Raw genomic sequence first — 22,297 nt, 5'->3', positions numbered from 1 at the left:
CGGTGGGGTGGGTTCAGTCGAGCTTGTCGAGGCGGGCGGCGAGGACGGCGCCCATCTCGGCGACGGGCCCCGGTTCGGTCACCTGGTGGTGCTCGGAGTCGATCGGGTGGTCCTCGACCTCGCCGGTGACGAGGGGGCCCCAGTTGCCCGCGGCGGTGGGCGCCTCGGCCGTACGGCCCCGGAGGGCGGTGAAGAACAGCAGGTCGCCGCGGAAGCGTCCGGGGCGGTACGCCTCGGCCTGGCGGAGCCCGTTCTCGTAGTTGCGGTAGACGTTGACGAGGTCGTCCTCGCCGAGGGTGGCCAGGGCGTCGCCGCGCTCGGCGAGCACCGCCATGATCTGCGCCATGTCGGGGTTGCCGTCGGGCGCGATCACCCGTACGTCGATCCCGATGCCCTCCAGCAGTTCGGGCAGCACCTCGCGCCGCTCCGACTCCAGGTCCTGGCCGTGGTAGGCGTCGATGAGGCCGAGCAGGCCGACCTCGTCGCCCGCCGCCTGGAGCCGCACCGCCATCTCGTACGCCACCAGCCCGCCCAGCGACCAGCCCACCAGGTGGTACGGCCCGGACGGGCGGACGGAGCGGATCAGCGCGAGGTAGTCCTCGGCCATCTCCTCGATCGAGCCGGGCAGTTCCGACTGGGTGAACGCGCGCGCCTGGAGGCCGTAGATCGGGCGGTCGGCGCCCAGGTGCCGCTGGAACTGGAAGTAGCCCCAGGCGAGGCCGCCCGCCGGGTGCACGAAGAAGACCGGGGGGCGGGTTCCGGTGGTGCGGATCGGCAGCAGCACCTCGAAGCCGAGCCGGTCCTCGGGAGAGCCGAGCCGGGTCAGCGCCTCCACGGTCTGGTGGGTGAACACGTCCCGGGGCGTGATCTCCAGTTCGGCGCGGCGGGCGAGCGCGGCGAGTCTCAGCGCGCTGATGCTGTCGCCGCCGAGGTCGAAGAAGCCGACGTCGGCGCCGACCTTCTCCAGGCCGAGGGCGCGGGCGAACAGCCCGCAGAGGAGTTCCTCCTCGGGTGTGCGGGGGTCGCGGCCGACGCGGGCGGCGCCGCCGAAGTCGGGCGCGGGCAGCGCGTCCCGGTCGAGCTTGCCGCTGGGGTTGACCGGCAGCTCGGCGAGCGGGACGAACGCGGCCGGGACCATGTACTCCGGCAGCCGCTCCGCCGCGTAGGCCCGCAGCTCGGCGGGCGGGACGGCGGCGGCGGGCGGGTGGACGACGTAGGCGACCAGGCGCTTGACGCCGGGCGCGTCCTCGCGGGCGACGACGGCGACGTTCGCGACGGCGGGATGGCCGGCCATGACCGCCTCGATCTCGCCCGGCTCGATCCGGAACCCGCGGATCTTCACCTGGAAGTCGGCGCGGTCGAGGTATTCGAGCGTGCCGTCGGGCCGCCGCACGACAAGGTCGCCGGTCCGGTACATGCGCTCGCCCGGCGCGCCGAACGGGTCGGGGACGTACCGCGCGGCGGTCGTCGCGGGGCGCCGCAGGTAGCCGCGGCCGACGCCGGCGCCCGCGATGTACGCCTCGCCCGGCACGCCCGGCGGCACCGGCCGCAGGCCCGCGTCCAGCACGTGCACGCGCATGTCGTCGAGCGGATCGCCGAGCACGGCGGTGGTCTCGGCGGGGTCGGCCAGCCGCGCGCGCTGCGCGGCCAGGGTGGTGTACGTGGTCGCCTCGGTGGGGCCGTACACGTTGCTGACCTCGGTGTCCGGGCAGGCCGCGAGCACCTTGCGCATCGCCGCGGGCGAGCCCGCCTCGCCGCCGGTCAGCACCTCCCGCAGGCCCGCGAACGCCTCCGGGCGCTCCTCGGCGAGGAGGTTGAACAGCGTCGTGGTGATGAAGAGGCCGGTGACGCCGCCGGCGGCGACGGCCCGTTCGAGGTCCTCGCCCGACAGCCGGCCGGGCGGGGCGAGGACGGCCGTGCCGCCGCGCAGCAGCGGCGTCCACAGCTCGTACACCGAGGCGTCGAAGGCGTGCGCGGAGTGGACCAGGACCCGCTCGTGGGCGCCGGTGCGGAGGCGGGAGTCGGTGGCCAGGTCCACGGCGTCGCGGTGCCGCAGCATGACGCCCTTGGGCAGCCCGGTCGAGCCGGAGGTGAAGAACACGCAGGCGAGCTGGTCGGGATGCGGCGGCGGAACGGGCGCCGCCGCCTCGGGCGGGGGCTCGCCGTCGCAGTCGCCGGTGCCGTCCAGGACGAGGATGTGCGCGCCGGTGTCGAGGTCCGCCACCCGGCCGGCCGTGGCGGTGTCGACGATCAGGACCGGTGCCCCGACCTCCGCGATGGCCCAGGCCGTCCGGTCGGCCGGGTAGCCGTGGTGGACGGGCGCGTAGCAGCCGCCCGCCTTCAGCACGGCGAGGGTGGCCACGACCAGGTCGGGGGACCGTTCGAGGAGCAGCACGACCGGGGTCTCGGCGCGGACGCCGAGGACGGTCAGGCGGCGGGCGAGCCGGCCGGCGCGTTCGTCCAGCTCCGCGTAGGTGAGGGCCGTCCCGTCGGCGGCGCGCACTGCGGGGGCGTCCGGGCACCGCGCCACCTGCTCGGCGAAGCGTTCGGTGATCGTGGCCGGGGCGCGGCCGGTCGCCGTTCCCTGCCGGCGGTCCAGCAGCGCGGCGCGCTCCTCGTCGTCGAGGACGTCCACGCGGCCCACGGGCAGGTCGGGCCGGTGCGCGACGGCCTCCAGGATCCGCACGAACCGCCGCATGATCGTCTCGGCCTGGGCCGCCGTGCAGACGCCGGGCCGGTAGTCCATCCGCAGCGCCAGCCGGGGCCCCGGCACGGCCGCGAACGTGAACGGGTAGTGGCTGGCGTCGTAGCCGTCCACGCCGTGGACGGTGAGCCCGCCGAGGTCCGTTCCGGCCGCGTCCGGGTCGAACGGGTAGTTCTCCAGCACCGTCATCGTGTCGAACAGCGTCCCGCCGGCCGCGGTGAGCCGCTGGATGTCGGCCAGCCCGAGATGGTGGTGGACGAGGAGGTCGGCCTGCTCGTCCTGCAGCCGCGCCAGCGCCGCCGCGACGGTGTCGCCGGGCCGCACCCGGACCCGGACCGGGACGGTGTTGATGAACAGCCCGATCATCTGCTCCACGCCGGGCAGCTCCGGCGGGCGGCCGGAGACGGCGGCGCCGAACACCACGTCGGTGCGGCCGGTGAGGGCCCCGAGCAGCAGGCCCCAGCCGAGCTGGAGGACGGTGTTGAGCGTGACGCCCTCGGCGCGGGCGCGGGCGGTGAGCGCGGCGGTCAGCTCCTCGTCCAGCCGGACGCGGACGCGTTCGGGCGGGGCGCCGGGATCGGTCCCGGGTCCGGCGGCTGGCGTGCGCCCGGCGGCCAGCGTCGGCTCGTCCACCCCGGCGAGCGCGCGGCGCCAGGCGTCCTCGGCGGCGGCGCGGTCCTGCCGGGCGAGCCAGGCCAGGTGGTTCTTGTACGGGGTGACGCGCGGCAGCCCGGTGTCGTCGCCGCCCGCCAGGTAGAGCGCGAACAGCTCGGTCTGGAGCACCGGCATGGACCAGCCGTCCAGCAGGATGTGGTGGTGGGTGAACACCATCCGGTGCAGGCCGGCGGCCAGCTTGAGGAGCGTGAAGCGCAGCAGCGGCGGCCTGGCCATGTCGAACGGGCGGGCCCGCTCCCGGTCCGCGATCCGGGCGGCCTCGCCCTCCCGGTCGGCCGCGGCGGAGAGGTCGATCTCCTCCCACGGCAGCCGTACCTGGCGGTGCACGACCTGGACGGCGCCGCCCTCCTTCCGCTGCCGGAACCCGGCCCGCAGGTTGGCGTGCCGGCGCAGCAGCGCCGCGGCGGCCGCGCGCAGCGCGGCCGTGTCGAGCGGCCCGCGCAGGTCGAACACGATCTGCGCCGTGTAGACGTCCCCGCCGGCGTCGTCGTAGAGGGCGTGGAAGAACAGCCCCTCCTGCAACGGCGACAGCGGCAGGATGTCCTCCAGCTGGGACCTCTTCTGCTGCGCGGTCAATCCCACTCCTCTTCGGCGGCCAGCTCCGCGGCCAGTTCGTCGATCTCGTCCTGGCTCACCGACACCAGCTCCAGGTCGGACGGCGTGAAGCCGCCGCCCCTCCCCTCCTCGACATGCGCGACCAGCCCGCGCAGCGCCGCGCACCAGCGCCCGGCCAGGTCGCGGACGCGCGCCTCGTCCAGGACGCCGGGCGCCCACGTCCAGGTGGCCGACAGCTCCGGGCCGCCGGGGAGGTCGCGGGTGTGGGCGTTGACCTCGACCGCGTGGACGAGCGCGAGCGCGCCGTCCTGGCCGCCGCCGAGCGCCCGGCTCTCCGCCGCGTCCGCCGGGCCCCAGTCGGTCGCCTCGGCGGCGGGGCTGCGGCCCAGGTAGTTGAACGCGATCTGCGGCGTGCGCGCGGAACCGGACAGGTGCGGGCGCAGCAGGCCGTACCCGATGCCGTTGTCGGGGATCTCGCGGAGCTGCTCCTTGATCTTCTTCAGCGCCGTGCCGACGCCCTGCCCGCCCTCGCGGACCTCGGCCGGGTCGACCGTTCCCGGGTCCAGCCGGACGGGGAGGATCGTGGTGAACCAGCCCACCGTGCGGGACAGGTCCACGCCCGGGACGATCTCCTCCCGGCCGTGCCCTTCGAGATCGACGAGGACGGCCGTCCGGTCGCTCCCCCGCCAGCCGGCGACGGCCAGCGCGAGCGCCGTGAGCAGCACGTCGTTCACGCGGGCGTTCCACGCGGCGGGCACGTCGGTGAGCAGCGGCCCGGTCACCTCCGGCGGCAGCTCCACGGTCAGGTGCCGCGCGGTCCCGAACGTGTCCGCGGCCGGGTCGAGGGGCCGGTCGCCGAGGAGCGGGTCCGGGGTGGCGAGGATCTCCGTCCACAGCGGCACCTCGGCGGCGCGCTCCGGGCTGGACGCCTCGGCGAGCAGCCGCTGCGCCCACCGGCGGTAGGAGGTGGGGACGGGCTCCAGCTCTCCGCCGGCCCACGCCGTGACCAGGTCGGGCAGCAGGATCCGCCACGACACCCCGTCCACGACCAGGTGGTGCAGGGTCAGCAGCAGCCGTCCGGAACGCTCCGGCCCCGCGTCGAACCACACCATCCGGACCATGACGCCGGCGGCGGGATCGAGCCGGCGGCGGGCCGCGGCGGCGCCGTCGGCGAGGACGGTGCGCAGCTCCTCGCCGTCCAGGCCGGTGATGTCGACGCGTTCGGCGAGCGCGGCGGCGTCCACCGTGCCCGGCTCGGCCACCTCGAACTCCGCGCCGCGGACGCGGAGCCGGAGCATGTCGTGGTGGTCGAGCAGCGTCTGGAGCGCGCGGGTCAGATCGGCGAGGTCGAGGGCGGGCGGGACCTGGAGCAGCATCCGCTGGCTGTAGTCGTCGACCGGCCCGTTCAGCTCCTCCTGGAACCACCGCATGATCGGCGTCGGCGGAACGAGCCCGATCCCGGCGCCGGGCGGCTCGGCCTCGACGGTTTCGGCCTGCTCGGCGGGGCGGGCGATGGCGGCGAGTTCTTCGACGGTCTGGTGCTGGAAGACCTCGCGGGGTGAGATGACGAGTCCGGCTTGGCGGGCGCGGGAGACGAGCTGGATGGCGATGATGGAGTCGCCGCCCAGGTCGAAGAACCCGTCGTCAATCCCGACCCGTTCGAGATTGAGCACCTCAGCGAACAGGGCGGCGAGGGTCTCCTCCTGCGGGGTGCGCGGGGCACGGTCGGAGACCTTGGCCGAGAAATCGGGGTCCGGAAGCGCCCTGCGGTCCAGCTTCCCGTTGGCGGTGAGCGGCAGCGCGTCGAGCCGGACGACGGCCGCCGGGACCATGTGGGAGGGCAGATGCTTGGCCGCATGGCCGCGCAGGTCGTCGTCGGTGCCGACGATGTAGGCGATCAGGCGCCCGTCGCGGACGATCACGGCGACGTCGTTGACGGCTTCGTGGCGGGCCAGGACGGCCTCGATCTCTCCGGGTTCGATGCGGAACCCGCGCAACTGCACCTGCTGATCGGAACGGCCTAGATATTCGAGACGGCCGTCCGGCAGCCACCGCCCCAGGTCGCCTGTGCGGTACATGCGGGTGCCCGGCGCCCCGTACGGGTCGGCGATGAAACGCTCCGCCGACAGATCGGGGCGGTTGAGGTAGCCGCGCGCCAGGCCAGGGCCCGCGACGTACAACTCACTGACCACACCGGCGGGGGCTGGCTGGAGGCGGTCGTCCAGAACGTAGACGCGGAGATCCGGAAGTCCAGTCCCGATCACGCTGCCGGGTGCCGTCGCCGCGTACGCGCGGTCCAGCTCGACGTAGGAGACGTGCACGGTGGTTTCTGTGATGCCGTACATGTTCACCAGCGCCGGGGCTGTGTCCGGGTGCCGGGAGTACCAATCCTCCAGGCGGCCCAGCTCCAGCGCCTCACCACCGAAGATCACGTACCGCAGCGCCGACAGGTCCGTGCCGGGGTTGTCTCGGTCGGCGGCCATCAGCTGGTAGAACGCCGACGGCGTCTGATTCAGGACCGTGACCTGCTCAGACTCCAGCAGCCTCAGGAAATCCTCGGGAGAACGCGAGGTCAGGTAGGGGACGACGACCAGGCGGCCGCCGTACAGCAGCGCACCCCACAGCTCCCACACCGAGAAGTCGAACGCATACGAGTGGAACAACGTCCACACATCATCCGGGCCGAACCCGAACCACCCCTCCGTAGAACGCAACAGCCGCACCACGTTCCCGTGTGGAACGACGACCCCCTTCGGACGACCCGTCGAACCCGACGTGTAGATGACGTACGCCGGATTGTCCGGTGACAGGGGCACCCCGAGGTCGGTCGCGGCGTACTCCTCGCACGCTCCCACCTCGTCGACGGTCAGTACCGGGCGCGCGTCGTCCAGGACGTACGCGATCCGGTCGGCCGGGTACTCGGGGTCGATCGGGACGTACGCCGCCCCGCTCTTCAGCACCGCCAGCACGGCCACGACCAGCTCAAGAGAGCGCGGCAGGCGCAGCGCGACGAACCGTTCCGGTCCGGCGTCCTGGGCGACGAGGGAGCGCGCGAGGCGGTTGGCCCAGGCGTTCAGCTCCCCGTACGTCAGCGAACGCCCCTCGAACGACACCGCCACCGCACCCGGACGCTCCGCCGCCACCGCCTCGAACAACCCCGGAATCGTCCCCGACTCGAACGACTCCCGGCCACCCGCCCACTTCTTGAGCAGGGTGCGGCGTTCGGAGCGGTCGAGGATCTCGGCGGTGCCGATCGGGGCGTCGGGGTCGGCGACGAGTTCGCGGACGAGCCGTTCGAAGCGGGCGGCGAGCGCGCCGGCGGTGGCGGGGTCGAACAGGTCGAGGGCGTATTCGAGACCGGCCTCGATCCCGGCGGGGGCGCCGTCCTCGCCGTGCCGTTCCTCCAGGTAGAGGGACAGGTCGTACTTGGCGACGGTGGCGGGGAGGGGTTCGGCGCCGCCGCTGAGGCCGTCGAGTTCCAGTTTCGCCTCGGGGTTGTTCTGGAAGGTCAGGCCGACCTGGAACAGGGGATGGCGGCCAAGATGGCGCGGCGGGTTCAACACCTCGACAAGGCGCTCGAACGGAACGTCCTGATGCGCGTACGCGCCCAGATCCGCCTCCTTGACCCGCGCCACCAACTCCCGGAACGACGGATCCCCCGAGGTATCCGTGCGCAGGACGAGCATGTTGACGAACATGCCGACCAGATCATCCAGGGCCTCGTCCGTACGACCCGCGATCGGCGAACCGATCGGCACATCCGTACCCGCACCCATCCGCGTCAGCAGGGCCGCGTAGGCGGCCTGGGTCACCATGAACAGGCTCGCGCCGGACTCCCGGGCCAGTTTGAGGAGCCCGGCGTGGAGTTCGGCGTCCAACTCGAAGGACACGGTGCCGCCGCGGTAGGACGCCTCGGCCGGACGCGGCCGATCCGCCGGCAGCGCCAGCTCCTCCGGCAGACCGGCCAGCGCGTCCTTCCAGTACGCGATCTGCCGCGACACCAGACTCTCCGCATCGTCCTCCGACCCGAACAACTCCTCCTGCCACAACGTGTAATCCGCATACTGCACCGGCAACCCCGCCCACACCGGCGCGCAACCCGACGCACGCGCCGCATACGCCGAGATCACATCCCGCGCCAGCGGCGCCATCGACCAGCCGTCGCACGCGATGTGGTGCAGGACGAGCAGCAGGACGTGCGAGTCCGGGCCGAGGGAGAACAGGGCGGCGCGCAGCGGGGGTTCGATCGACAGGTCGAAGCCGTGGCCGGCCGCGGCGGCGAGCGCGGCGGGCAGCCGGGCCTCGTCGGTCGCGGTGACGGTGAGGGCGGGGCGCGCGGTCGCGGTGTCGAGGACGAGCTGGCGGGGCGTCCCGGAGGTGTCGGGGAAGATCGTCCGCAGTGTCTCGTGCCGTTCGGCGACGTCGGCGAGCGCGGCGCGGAGGGCGTCGTGGTCGAGGGTGCCGTTCAGGCGGAGCGCGGCCGGCATGTTGAACGTCGCGGAGCGGCCCTCGAAGCGGTTGAGGAACCAGAGGCGCTGCTGCGCGTATGACAGCGGGACCACGGCGGGCCGGTCCGGCCGGGCTTCCAGGGCGGGGCGCGCGGAGCCGGACGCGGCGGCGGCCCGTTCGGCCAGCCGGGCGGGGGTCGGGGCCTCGAACAGGGCCCGGACGGGCAGCTCGGCGCCCAGCGCGGAGCGGATCCGGCCGACCAGCCGGGTCGCGGTGAGCGAGTCGCCGCCGAGGTCGAAGAACCCGTCGTCCACGCCGACCCGGGACACGCCCAGCACCTCGGCGAACAGCCCGCACAGGATCTCCTCCTGCGGCGAGCGCGGCGCGCGGGTGACGGCGGCGGCGCCGCCGGGCTCGGGCAGCGCGGCCTTGTCGAGCTTGCCGTTCACGGTGAGCGGCAGCTCGTCGAGTGCGGTGAGCACAGGGACCATGTGGGCGGGCAGGCGTTCGGTGGCGTGCCGGCGCAGCGCGGCCAGGTCGAGGTCGGCGGGCACGACGTACCCGGCGAGGCGCTGGTCGCGGACGACGACGACCGCCCGGCCCACGCCCGGGTACGCGCCGAGCACGCTCTCGATCTCGCCCGGCTCGATCCGGAAGCCGCGGACCTTGACCTGGTCGTCCACCCGGCCGAGGTGCTCGATGGTCCCGTCCGGCCGCCACCGCGCGCGGTCGCCGGTGCGGTACATGCGGTCGCCGGGCGCGCCGAACGGGTCGGCCACGAACCGCTCGGCGGTCAGGCCGGGCCGGTCCAGGTAGCCGCGCGCCAGTTGCGCACCCGCCAGGTACAGCTCGCCGGGGACACCGGCCGGTGCGGGCTGGAGCGCCGCGTCCAGGACGTAGGCGCGGGTGGCGCGGTACGGGGCGCCGACCGTGGGCGTGCCGCTGCTCGCCACGAGGGCGTTCATGGTGTCGACGGTCGACTCGGTGGGGCCGTAGAAGTTGCGGGCGGTCACGCCGGTCAGGGCGCGCAGCTCGGTCCACAGCGCGCCGTCGATCGGCTCGCCGCCGAGGAGCAGCTGGGACGGGCGGTGGCGGCCGCCGGCGCCGTCCAGCAGTCCCGCCTCGCGCAGCGCGCGGAAGTGCGACGGCGTGGTGTTGACCAGGTCGATCCGGGCGCGTTCCACGTACGCGGTGTACGCGGCGGCGTCGCGGCGGGTCTCGTCGTCGATGAGGTGCAGCTCGTGGCCGTGCAGCATCCACAGCAGGCCCATCCACGAGGTGTCGAAGGAGAACGACGCCAGGTGGGCGAAGCGCAGCCGGCGGCCCGCGCCGTGCGCGGCGGTCACGGAGGCGAAGAACGCGTCCCGGTGCGCCTCGTAGTAGCCGAGGATCCCCTGGTGCGGGACGGTGACGCCCTTGGGGCGGCCGGTGGAGCCGGAGGTGTAGATGACGTACGCGGCGTTCCCGGGGCGGGCCCGGCCGGGGACGGGGTCGTGGTCCGGCCCGGCGGCGGCCGCGGCGTCGCCGGGCCGGAGCGTGCGGGCGGGACGGCAGTCGTCGAGCAGGTCGGCGATCCGCCCGGGCGGGTACTCGGGGTCGATCGGCACGTACGCGGCGCCCGCCTTGAGCACGCCGAGGATCGCTGCGACGATCTCGGGGGTGCGCGGGAGGACGAGCGCGACGCGGTCCTCGGGGCCGATCCCGCGCGCGATCAGGTCGTGGGCGAGCCGGTTGGCGCGGGCGTTGAGGTCGGCGTACGTCAGCGACTCGGCGCCGCGGACCAGCGCGACCTCGTCCGGTGTCCTGGCCGCCTGCTCCTCGAACAGCGTCACCACCGTGCGGTCGCCGGCGGGGGCGGCGGGTTCGGCCGTGCCGTTCCAGGCGGCGAGCCGGGCGCGCTCGTCCGCGCCGCCCAACTCGACCGCGCCGATCGGGCGGGAGGAGTCGGCGGCGAACGCCTCCAGGAACGCGCGGACGCGGGACAGCAGCGCCTCCGCGACCTCCCGTTCGACCACGTCGGGCCGGTAGTGCAGGCGCAGCGACAGCTCGGCCTCGGGGACCGCGACGAACGACAGCGGGAAGTGGGTGGCGTCGTAGGAGTCGGCGGCGGCGATCCGCACGCCGTTGAGCGAGCCGTCCATGGACGCCGGGTCGAACGGGTAGTTCTCCAGCACCGTCATCGTGTCGAACAGCGCGCCGCGATGGCCCGCCGCCCGCTGGATCTCGGTGAGGCCGAGGTGGTGGTGCGGCAGCAGCTCGGTCTGCTCGTCCTGGAGCCGCTCCATCAGCGCGCCGATCGGCTCCCCGTCCCGGTAGCGGACGCGGATCGGCAGCGTGTTGATGAACAGCCCGACCATCTGCTCGATGCCCGGCAGCTCCGGCGGGCGGCCGGAGACGGTGGCGCCGAAGACGACGTCGTCGCGGCCGAGCAGACGGCCCAGGACCAGGCCCCACGCGCCCTGCAGCACGGTACTGAGCGTGGCGCCGTGCCGGCGGGCGGCGCGTTCGAGCCGCCTCGTCAGCCGCTCGTCCAGCGCGGCCGTCACGGCGCGCGGCGGCACCGGCGGGCGGCCGGCCGCCTCGGGCGCGACGAGGCTGGGCTCGTCCACGCCGTCCAGCGCGCGCCGCCACGCCTCCGCGGCCGCGCCCCGGTCCTGCTTCGCGAGCCAGGCGAGGTAGCTCTTGTACGGGGTGACGCGCGGCAGCCCCGTGTCGTGGCCGCCCTGCACGTACAGCAGGAACAGCTCGGTCGCCAGGATCGGCGTGGACCAGCCGTCGAGGAGGATGTGGTGGTTGGTGAGGATCAGCCGGTGCCGGTCGGCGGCCGTCCTGACCAGCACGAACCGCAGCAGCGGCGGGTCGGTGACGTCGAACCCGCGGGCCCGTTCCCGCGCCACCACCGCGTCCGCCTCGGCCTCGGACGCCGCGGCCGTCTCCTCCCACGGCAGCTCCACCTCGCGCGGGACGACCTGGACGGGGCGCGACAGGTCCTCGTGCCAGAACGCGGCGCGCAGGTTGGAGTGGCGGCGCAGCAGCGTCGCGGCGGCGGTGCGCAGCGCCGGCACGTCCAGCGGCCCTTCGAGATCGAGGACGATCTGCGCCGTGTAGACGTCGGAGTCCGCGCGGTCGAACAGCGCGTGGAAGAAGAACCCCTGCTGGAGCGGTGACAGCGGCAGGATGTCCTCGAGGTCCCCCCGGTTCAATTCCGTTCCCTCCAGGCGTCCTGCAGCTTGTCGATCTCCGCTTGGTCCAGCTCCACCAGCAGGTCGGAGGGGGTGAACCCGTCGCCGTCCCCGGCGGCCACGTGCGCGACCAGGCCGCGCAGCGCCGCGAACCAGTCCTCGGCCAGCTCCCGCACCTCCTCCTCGGCCAGCAGCCCGTCCGGCCACGTCCACGTCGCGGACAGGGCGTCGTGCGCGATGGCGTTGATCTCCAGGACGTGCGCGACCGGCATCCTCGGGTCCTCGCCCGGCGGCGGCTCCTCGGGCGCGACCGTCCAGTCGGCGCCCTCGCCGCCGTCACCGCCGGGCACGATCCGGCCCAGGTAGTTGAACGCGATCTGCGCGGGCGGCAGCTCTGCCAGCTCCCCGGCGTCGCCGTCCCCGAAGTGGCGCAGCAGCCCGTACCCGATGCCCTCGGGAACGGCGCGCAGCTGCTCCTTGACCTTCTTCAGCGCGGCGCCGGCGGCCGGTCCGCCGTCGCGCACCTCGCTCCAGTCGGCCGGTCCCGCGTCCAGGCGGACGGGATGGATCGAGGTGAACCAGCCCACCGTGCGGGACAGGTCCATGCCGGGGACGACGTCCTCGCGGCCGTGGCCCTCCAGGTCGATCAGCACGCCGGTGCCGCGGCCGCCGCGGCCGTGGTGCCTGCGCCACTGGTTCACGGCGAGGGCCAGGCCGGTGAGGAGCACGTCGTTCACGCGGCCGTGGAACGCGGCGGGCACGTCGGTGAGCAGCGGCCCGGTGACGTCGGCGGGCAGCTCCAGCCGGATCGAGCGCGTCCGGGCCGCGATGTCGACGCGCGGGTCGAGCGGGCGGGCGGCGATCCGCTGCTCCGGGCCGTCCGCGATGTCGAGCCAGTCGTCCAGGTCCTCCGGCCGGACGGCGGCCCGGAGCCGCTGCGCCCACCGCCGGTAGGAGGTGCCGACCGGCTGGAGCTCCAGCCCCGCCCACGCCGTGACCAGGTCGGGCAGCAGGATCCGCCACGACACCCCGTCCACGACCAGGTGGTGCAGGAGGACGAGCAGGCGCCCCTGCGCCTCCCCCGCGTCGAACCACACCAGCTGCGCCATCGTCCCCGCCACCGGGTCGAGCCGGTCGCGGGCGGCGGCCGCCTGCTCGGCGACGACCGCGGCGAGCTTGTCGGCGTCCAGGCCGGCGGCGTCGATCCGGGTGACCAGCTCGCGCGCGTCGACCGTCCCCGGCTCCTGGACGACCGGCTCCCAGCGCTCGCCGCCGCCGCCGTCGTCGCCGCCCGGAACGTCCAGGCGGAGCCGGAGCGCGTCGTGGTGGTCGAGCAGCGTCTGGAGCGCGTCCGCGAGGCGGTCCGTACCGAGGTCGGGGGGCGTGCGCAGCAGCATCGACTGGTGGAACCCCTTGATCAGCGACACGTCGCCGCCGACCCGCTCCCGCAGCCACGCCACGATCGGCGTGACCGGCACCGGCCCCACCGCTGTACCCGGGGGCTCGATCTCGACGGCCTCGTCCTCGCCCGCCGGACGGGCGATGGCGGCGAGTCCTTCGACGGTCTGGTGCTGGAAGACCTCGCGGGGCGAGATGACCAGTCCGGCTTGGCGGGCGCGGGAGACGAGCTGGATGGCGATGATGGAGTCGCCGCCCAGGTCGAAGAACCCGTCGTCGATCCCGACCCGTTCGAGGTTGAGCACCTCGGCGAACAGGGCCGCGAGGGTCTCCTCCTGCGGGGTGCGCGGGGCGCGGTCGGAGACCTTGGCGGAGAAGTCGGGGTCTGGGAGCGCCTTGCGATCCAGTTTCCCGTTCGGGGTCAGCGGGAGCGCGTCGAGTTCGACGATCGCGGCCGGGACCATGTGGGAGGGAAGGAAGCGGGCGGCGTGGGCGCGCAGGTCGTCGTCGGTGCCGACGATGTAGGCGATCAGACGCTCGTCGCGGACGATGACCGCCACGTCGGAGACGGCTTCGTGGCGGGCCAGAACCGCCTCGATCTCGCCCGGCTCGATCCGGAACCCGCGCAACTGCACCTGCTGATCGGAACGGCCCAGGTATTCGAGACGCCCGTCCGTCAGCCACCGCCCCAGGTCACCCGTGCGATACATGCGAGTACCGGGTACGCCGTACGGGTCGGCGACGAAGCGCTCCGCCGTCAGGTCCGGGCGATTGAGGTAGCCGCGCGCCAGACCGGGGCCAGCGACGTACAACTCACCGACCACACCGGCAGGGGCTGGCTGGAGGCGGTCGTCCAGAACGTAGACCCGCAGGTCGGGGATACTGGTGCCGATGACACTGCCTGGGGCGTTGGCCGCATAAGCGCGGTCCAATTCGAGGTACGACACATGCACCGTGGTCTCGGTGATGCCGTACATGTTCACCAGCGTCGGGGCCGTGTCCGGGTGCCGGGAGTACCAATCCTCCAGGCGGCCCAGCTCCAGCGCCTCACCACCGAAGATCACGTACCGCAGCGCCGACAGGTCCGTGCCGGGGTTGTCTCGGTCGGCGGCCATCAGCTGGTAGAACGCCGAGGGTGTCTGATTCAGGACCGTGACCTGCTCAGACTCCAGCAGCCGCAGGAAATCCTCGGGAGAACGCGAGGTCAGGTAGGGGACGACGACCAGGCGGCCGCCGTACAGCAGCGAGCCCCACAGCTCCCACACCGAGAAGTCGAACGCATACGAGTGGAACAACGTCCACACATCATCCGGGCCGAATGCGAACCAGTCCTCCGTCGAACGCAGCAACCGCACCACGTTCCCGTGTGGAACGACGACCCCCTTCGGACGTCCCGTCGAACCCGACGTGTAGATGACGTACGCCGGGTTGTCCGGCGAGATCGGGACATCGAGGTTCGTGTCCGGGTAGCGGTCGCAGCTCTGTACGGAGTCGGCCGTCATCACCAGGTCGGCGTCCTCCAGCATGGAGGCGATGCGGTCGGCCGGATAGTCGGGGTCGATCGGGACGTACGCCGCCCCGCTCTTCAGCACCGCCAGCACGGCCACGACCAGCTCAAGTGAGCGCGGCAGGCGCAGCGCGACCGAGCGTTCGGGGCCGGCGCCGCGTTCGACCAGCGTGCGCGCCAGGCGGTTCGCCCACGCGTTCAGCTCCCCGTACGTCAGCGAACGCCCCTCGAACGACACCGCCACCGCACCCGGACGCTCCGCCGCCACCGCCTCGAACAACCCCGGAATCGTCCCCGACTCGAACGACTCCCGGCCGCCCGCCCACTCGTCCAGGAGCGTGGTGCGTTCGGCGGGGTCGAGGATGCCGGGGGTGCCGATGCGGGTGCCGGGGTCGGCCAGCAGGGCGGCGAGGTAGCGCTCGAAGCGGGCGGTGAGCCGTTCGGCGGTCGCGGGGTCGAACAGGTCGAGGGCGTACTCCAGCTCGCCGTCCAGGTGGTCGTCCCGCTCGGTGAGGACCATCAGCAGGTCGAAGCGGGCGACGCCGGCGTGCAGCGGTTCGAACTCGGCGGTGAAGCCGGGCATCTCCAGTTTCGCCTCGGGGTTGTTCTGGAAGGTCAGGCCGACCTGGAACAGGGGATGGCGGCCGAGATGGCGCGGCGGGTTCAACACCTCGACAAGGCGCTCGAACGGGACGTCCTGATGCGCATACGCGCCCAGATCCGCCTCCTTGACCCGCGCCACCAACTCCCGGAACGACGGATCCCCCGAGGTATCGGTACGGAAGACGAGCATGTTGACGAACATGCCGACCAGATCATCGAGGGCCTCATCCGTACGACCCGCGATCGGCGAACCAATGGGCACATCCGTACCCGCACCCATCCGCGTCAGCAGCGCGGCGAAGGCGGCCTGGGCGACCATGAACGGGCTGGCCCCGGTCTCGCGGGCGAGCGCGAGGAGGGCGTCGCGCACCTCGGGGCCGAGGCGGAAGCGGGTGGTGCCGCCGCGGTAGGACGCCTCCGCGGGACGCGGACGGTCCACTGGCAGCGCCAGCTCCTCCGGGAGACCGGCCAGCGCGTCCTTCCAGTACGCGATCTGCCGCGACACCAGACTCTCCGGATCGTCCTCCGACCCGAACAACTCCTCCTGCCACAACGTGTAATCCGCATACTGCACCGGCAACCCCGCCCACACCGGCACAGAACCCCCCGCACGCGCCGCATACGCCGCGATCACATCCCGCGCCAGCGGCGCCATCGACCAGCCGTCGCACGCGATGTGGTGCAGGAGCAGGAGGACGACCTGCTCGCCGGGGCCGAGGCGGAAGAGGTGGGCGCGCAGGGGCGGTTCGGCGGAGATGTCGAACGGGTGGCCGGCGGCCGCGCCGAGCCGGGCGGGGAGCGCGGCGGGCGTGGTGTCGACGATCTCCAGGGCGGGCCGGGCGGCGGCCGGGTCGAGGATCCGCTGGCGGGGGACGCCGCCGCTGTCGGGCAGGATCGTGCGCAGCGTCTCGTGCCGTTCGACGACGTCGCCGAGCGCGGCACGGAGGGCGTCGGGGTCCAGCTCGCCGCGGATGCGCAGCGCGATCGGCATGTTGTAGGTGGCGGACGGGCCCTCGAAGCGGTTGAGGAACCAGTGCCGCTGCTGCGCGTACGACGGCGGGACGACGGCCGGGCGCTCGCGCCGTTCCAGCGGCGGGCGGCGGCCGGCGCCGGCGGCGAGCTCGTCCAGGCGGGCGGCCAGCCGGGCGGCGGTCGGGGCCTCGAACAGGGCCCGGACGGGAATCTCGGTGTCCAGGACGCGGCGGATCCGGCTGATCACCCGCATCGCGATGAGCGAGTTCCCGCCCAGCTCGAAGAAGTCGTCGTCGATCCCGACCCGGGCGGTGCCGAGAAGGTCGGCGAAGACGGCGGCGACGGCCTCCTCGCGGGCGTCGCGCGGCGCCCGGTACGGCGCCGCCGAGGAGGGCGCGGCGAGTTCCGGCCTCGGCAGCGCCTTGGTGTCGACCTTGCCGTTGGGGGTGAGGGGCATCGCGTCGAGCACGACGACGGCCGCGGGCACCATCGACTCGGGCAGGCTCTCGCGGACGTGGGCGCGCAGCTCCTCCGGGTCCGCGGTGCGGCCGGGCGCGGCGACGACGTACGCGACCAGCCGCTTGACCCCCGCCTCGGCGGGGGCGGTGCGCGGGGCCGCCGCCGGGACGAGGCCGGGCAGGTCGAGGGCCTCGACCGTGGTGGCGGGGTCGGCGGTCAGGACGTCCAGGGCGTGGACGTACCAGGCGGCGAGCCGCTCGGCGGTCGCCGGGTCGAACAGGTCGAGCGCGTACTCCAGCGTCCCGGCGAGCCCGTCCCCGTCCGCGTCCTCCTCCAGCAGGAACTCCAGGTCGAACTTGGCGACCCCGGTGTCGACCGGCTCGGCGGCGACGGTCAGGCCCGGCAGCTCGACCACGGCCTCGGGGTTGTTCTGGAGGGTGAGCATGACCTGGAACAGCGGGTGGCGGGAGAGCGAGCGGGCCGGGTTGACGGCCTCGACGATGCGCTCGAACGGCACGTCCTGGTTGGCGTACGCGGCCAGGTCGGTCTCCCGGACGCGGCCGAGCAGCTCGGTGAACTCGGGGTTCCCGCCGGTGTCGGTCCGCAGCACCAGCGTGTTGACGAAGACGCCGACCAGGTCGTCGAGGCTCTGGTCGGTGCGGCCGGCGACCGGGGAGCCGATCGGCACGTCCGTGCCCGCGCCGAGGCGGGTGAGCAGCGCGGCGAGCGCGGCCTGGAGCACCATGAACACGCTGACCTGGTTCGCGCGGGCGACCGCGGCCAGCCGCCCGTACACCTCGCCGGGCACCTGGAAGCGGGCCTGGGCGCCGCGGTAGGACGCCTGCTCGGGGCGCGGCCGGTCGGCCGGGAGGGCGAGGTGGTCGGGCAGGCCGGACAGGGCCTTGGTCCAGTACGCGAGCTGCCGCGCGGCCAGGCTGTCCGGGTCGTCCTCGGCGCCCAGCAGCTCCCGCTGCCAGATCGCGTAGTCGGCGTACTGGACGGGCAGCGGCGCCCATTCGGGCGCGGCGCCGTCGCGGCGGGCCAGGTAGGCGGTGATGAGGTCCTTCGCGAGCGGCGCCATCGACCAGCCGTCGCCCGCGATGTGGTGCAGGACGAGCAGCAGCAGGTGCTCGCCGGGCGCGGCGCGGTAGAGGTGGGCGCGCAGCGGCGGCTCGGCGGCGAGGTCGAACCCGCGGGTCGCGTCCGCGAAGACCGCCTCGCGGAGGTCGCCGGCCGCGAGCATGCCGGTGATCAGCGGCGGGGCGGCGTCCCCGGGCGGCAGGATCCGCTGGTACGGCTCGCCGTCGCGGTCGGCGAACAGCGTGCGCAGCGGCTCGTGGCGGGCGGCGACGTCGCGGAGCGCGGCGCGCATCGCGGCCTCGTCCAGCTCGCCGGTGATCCGCAGCGGGATCGGCATGTTGTACGTGGCGCTCGGCCCCTCGAGCCGGTTGAGGAACCAGAGCCGCTCCTGCGCGTACGAGACGGGGATCGGGTCGGGGCGGTGCGCGGAACGTTCCGCCGGCGTGGGGCGGGCCGCGCCGCCGCCGGCCGCGCCGATGTGCTCGGCGAGCCCGGCGGGCGTCGGCGACTCGAACAGCGCCCGGACGGCCAGCTCGACGCCCAGCGCGGCGCGGACGCGGGCGACCACGCGGGTCGCCTTGAGCGAGTCGCCGCCGTGGTCGAAGAAGCCGTCGTCCACGCCGACCCGGGGCAGGCCGAGCACCTCGGCGAAGATGCCGCAGACGATCTCCTCGCGGGCGTCGCGGGGGCCGCGGCTCCCGGCGGCTGCGGTGAAGTCGGGCGCGGGCAGGGCCGCGCGGTCGAGCTTGCCGTTCGGGCTGAGCGGCATCGCGTCCAGCACGACGACCGCGGCCGGGACCATGTACTCGGGCAGCGTCCGCGCGACGAACGCGCGCAGCGCGGCCGGGTCGAGCGCGGCGCCCGCGCCGGTGACGTAGCCGGCGAGCATGGTGTCGCCGGCGTCGTCGCGGCGGGCGACGACCACGGCCTGCGCGACGCCGGGGTGGGCGGCGAGCGCGGACTCGATCTCCCCGAGCTCGATCCGGAAGCCGCGCACCTTCACCTGGTGGTCGAGCCGGCCCAGGTACTCGATGTTCCCCCGCGCGTTCCAGCGCACGAGGTCGCCGGTGCGGTACATGCGCTCGCCGGGGCCGCCGAACGGGCAGGCCACGAACCGGTCGGCGGTGAGGCCGGGGCGGCGGAGGTAGCCGCGGGCCAGGCCGTCGCCCGCCACGTACAGCTCGCCCGGCACCCCGGCGGGGACGGGGCGCAGCGCGGCGTCCAGGACGTACGCGCGGGTGTTGGCCATCGGGCGGCCGATCGGCGCGACGCCGCGCGGGTTGCCGTCGTCGAACCAGCCGGTGACGAAGATCGTCGCCTCGGTGGGGCCGTAGATGTTGGAGATCCGCGCGTCCGGGAGCAGCGCCCGCACGTCGCGGACCTGGTGCGGCGGCAGGGCCTCGCCGCCCAGCGCGACGTCGCCGACGCGCAGGTCCAGGCCGCCGCGGGCGAGCAGCGCCGCCACCGCCGACGGCACGCCGCTGACGAGGGTGCCCGACCAGCCGCCGCGCTCGCCGATCTCCAGCAGGTCGCGGACGACCTCGATCTCGCCGCCGCAGGTCAGCGGGACCAGCCACTCGAAGATCGACACGTCGAAGTTGAGCGAGGTGGAGAACAGCACCCGGGCCATCCGGTCCGGGCCGTAGCTCGCCATCGACTCGGCGCAGAAGTCGACCACGTTGGCGTGCGAGATCACCACGCCCTTGGGCCGTCCGGTGGAGCCGGAGGTGTAGATGACGTACGCGGGGTTGGCCGGGCGCAGCGGGCGGAGCCGGTCGGCGTCGGTGACGTCGGCGCCGGAGTGCGCGGACAGGTCGAGGCGGTCCAGCTCGACGCGCGGCGTCCCGCCCGGCAGGTCCGCGCCCGAGGTGGTGATGACGCAGGCGGGGGCGGCGTCGGCGAGCATGTAGGCGACGCGGTCGGGCGGGTAGGCCAGGTCGATCGGCTGGTACGCGGCGCCCGCCTTCAGCACCGCCAGCGCGGCCACCACCAGGTCGGCCGTGCGCGGCAGCGCCAGCGCGACGAAGTCCTCGGTGCCGGCGCCGCGCGCGATGAGGTGGCGGGCGAGCCGGTTGGCGCGCGCGTTCAGCTCGGCGTAGGTGAGCCGGTCGGCGCCCGCGACGACGGCGGTCGCGTCCGGGGTCGCGGCGGCCTGCTCCTCCACCAGCCGCGGGACGACGGTCTCGCGGACGGGCAGCGCGGTGTCGTTCCACTCCCGGAGGACGCGCCGCCGCTCGGCCTCGTCCATCAGCTCCACCGCGTGCAGCGGGGTGCCCGGGTCGGCGTCGCCGAGGGCGCGCAGGAAGCGGACGTAGCGGTCCTGGTGGGCGGCGATCTGCTCGGCGGTGTAGAGGGCGGGGTTCGCCTCGAAGTCGACGCGCATCCCGGCGCCGTCGAGGTTGTCGTAGATGTTGACCGACAGGTCGGTGATCGGCCCGGTGGTGAGGGCGTGCATGCGGGCCGGGACGCCCGCGAAGTCCAGCCGGTAGTCGAACGCCATGATGTTGATGACCGGCCCGTACAGCCGGTGGCGCTCGCCCAGCAGCTTCAGGTCGCGCAGCAGGTCCTCGGTGCGGTAGCGCTGGTGCCGCAGCGCCCGCGCGGCGGCCCGGGTCGTGCCGCGCACCAGCTCCTCGACCGTCATGTCCGGCCGTACCGCCACCCGCAGCGGCAGCACCGTGGCGAGCTGCGCGGGCGTCTCCATGGCGAGCCCCGAGGTGCGGCCGCTGACCGCCATCCCCAGGATCACGTCCTCGGTGCCGGTCATCCGGGCCGTGTACGCGGCCGTCGCGGCGAGCGCCAGGCCGCGGGCGGCGGTGCGCAGCCGGCGGGCGCCGGCCTCCAGCGCGGCGGTCCCGTCTGGCGGGACCGTCACGATCCGGCTCAGGTAGTCGGCGGCCGGTGCGGCCGTGTCGTCGGCGAGGCTCGCCGCGACCGGGCGGTCGGCGAACCGCTCCGTCCAGTAGGCGCGGTCGCGCTCGTACCCGGGCGACTCGCGGTAGGCGGCCTCCTCGGCCAGGACGGTCCGGTACGAGCCGCGCTCGGCGGGGACGTACTCGCCGCCCCGGGCCAGCGTCGTGTAGATCTCGGCGGCCCGGCGGCTGATGACCGAGCCGCTGCTGGCGTCCCCGATCACGTGGTGCGCGCGGATGAACCACCAGTACAGGTCGGGTGCCAGCCGCAGCAGCGCGGTGTCGTAGAGGCGGTCGCCGTCCATCGGCAGCGGCCGCGCCATCCGGTCGCGCACCCACGCCCGCGCGGCGGCCCGCGGGTCGGCCGGCGCCGCGCCCGGCCCGGCGGGGGCGCTCAGGTCGACCAGCGGGATGGCGGCGGACGGGGCGGGGTCCAGGAGCTGTCCGGGAACGCCGTCCCGCTCGGCCAGCCGCACATTGAGGGACTCGGCCTCGTGCGCGGCGATGCGGGCCACCCGGTCCAGCAACTCCGGGTCGACCGGGCCCTCGATCTCGATGTACTGCGCGATGTGGAACGGCGTTTCCGGCGCGAGTTGCTGCGCGTACCAGACGCTGCGCTGTGCGGCGGAAAGAGGAAGGAACTCGCTCAACGACATCACGCAGTACTTTCCCGATCAGAGGCGTATTTCTTAACCCGGGGACGGGCGGCGGGCCGGACCCCGGAACAGGAAATGAAGAGTGACCCGCAAATGTCGGACAGTCCCCGCCCCTTTCCCCGGGGGTGCCGCCGGCGCGCCGGCCGGACGCGACCCCGCCCCGCGGCCGGGCACGAGGGCCGGCCGCCGCGGCAAGCCGCTTTCCAGCACCGGCGCGGTCCCCGCTCGTTCACGTCTCTACTCAGGAGTAGCGGGGCCACAGTCAACCAGCAGGCCACATGCACCGCAATCCCCCCGTAAGTAGAAGTTGACATCCGGAATTACTCACGGCCGTGACAAAGAATCGGGCCCTGGAACGCGCGACGGATGCGCCGGACGCTCCAGAAGTGACAAGGGTTGACAACCGATTTCGGTCAGTGCGGTCACGCTCTGTACACGAATCCGTCACCGGGCGGGGTACTCGTGCACCACAACGGCGGCGGCGCCCACCGACGGGTGCCGCTGCAGCACCGCCTCGATCTCGCCGAGCTCCATCCGGACGCCGGAGATCTTCACCTGGCGGTCCACCCGGCCCAGGTACTGCAGCACGGGGCGGTCCTCGCCGCCCGCGCCCGCCGGCAGCAGCCGCACCGCGTCGCCGGTCCGGTAGAGCCGGCCGGTGGGGCCGTCCTCGAAGGGGTCCTGGTAGAAGGCGTCGCGGGTGCGGTCGAAGTCGCCCAGGTAGCCGCGGCCGACGCAGACGCCGCCGACGAACAGCTCGCCCGTCTCGCCGGCGTCGCAGGCCGTCCACGTCCCGTCCCCGCCGTCGCCGTCGCCGTCGCGGCGCAGCACGTACAGCCGCGAGCCGGGGATCGGGGTGCCGATCGGCAGGCGGAGCAGGTCCAGGTCGGCGGCCGTGACGGTGTGGTGGGTGACGTCGTCGGAGCACTCGGTGGGGCCGTAGGCGTTCAGCAGCCGGGCGTGCGGCACCGCGGCGAGCCAGCGGCGCGCCAGCTCGGCGGGCAGCTCCTCGCCGGTGGCGATCATCCACCGCAGGCCGGCCAGCGCCGCGCGCTCCCCCTCACCGGCCGCCTGCGGCTGGCGTTCCACGGCCAGGTCAGCCGCATGCCGGCGGCCTGCCAGACGCTGCTGCTGGTGGCGGCGGC

At 74.1% G+C, this 22,297-nt stretch carries 4 protein-coding genes; all 4 read right to left on the bottom strand.

Features of this window, described 5'->3' with window-relative positions:
* Positions 1–13: 13 nt before the first annotated feature.
* Entirely contained in the window at positions 14–3,955 is a 3,942-nt protein-coding gene (locus tag AB0881_RS19255) for an amino acid adenylation domain-containing protein (RefSeq protein ID WP_366618299.1), read from the bottom strand.
* Positions 3,952–11,586: an amino acid adenylation domain-containing protein gene (locus AB0881_RS19250; protein ID WP_366618297.1), complete on the bottom strand. Its 7,635-nt coding sequence runs from the start codon at positions 11,584–11,586 to the stop codon at positions 3,952–3,954. Before AB0881_RS19250 ends, AB0881_RS19255 begins: the two co-directional genes overlap by 4 nt.
* The gene (locus AB0881_RS19245; protein WP_366618295.1) at positions 11,583–21,152 is read right to left on the bottom strand and encodes an amino acid adenylation domain-containing protein; all 9,570 of its coding nucleotides are present in this window, start codon (positions 21,150–21,152) and stop codon (positions 11,583–11,585) included. Before AB0881_RS19245 ends, AB0881_RS19250 begins: the two co-directional genes overlap by 4 nt.
* A gap of 444 nt (positions 21,153–21,596) precedes the next feature.
* The coding region (locus AB0881_RS19240; protein WP_366618293.1) for an AMP-binding protein at positions 21,597–22,297 on the bottom strand (701 nt) is incomplete at its 5' end.

It is taken from the genome of Spirillospora sp. NPDC029432 (genome assembly GCF_040703975.1).
Classification (GTDB): domain Bacteria; phylum Actinomycetota; class Actinomycetes; order Streptosporangiales; family Streptosporangiaceae; genus Spirillospora.
The sequence above is the reverse complement of the archived record's forward strand: the minus strand, read 5'-3'. Positions and strand labels throughout refer to the sequence as shown.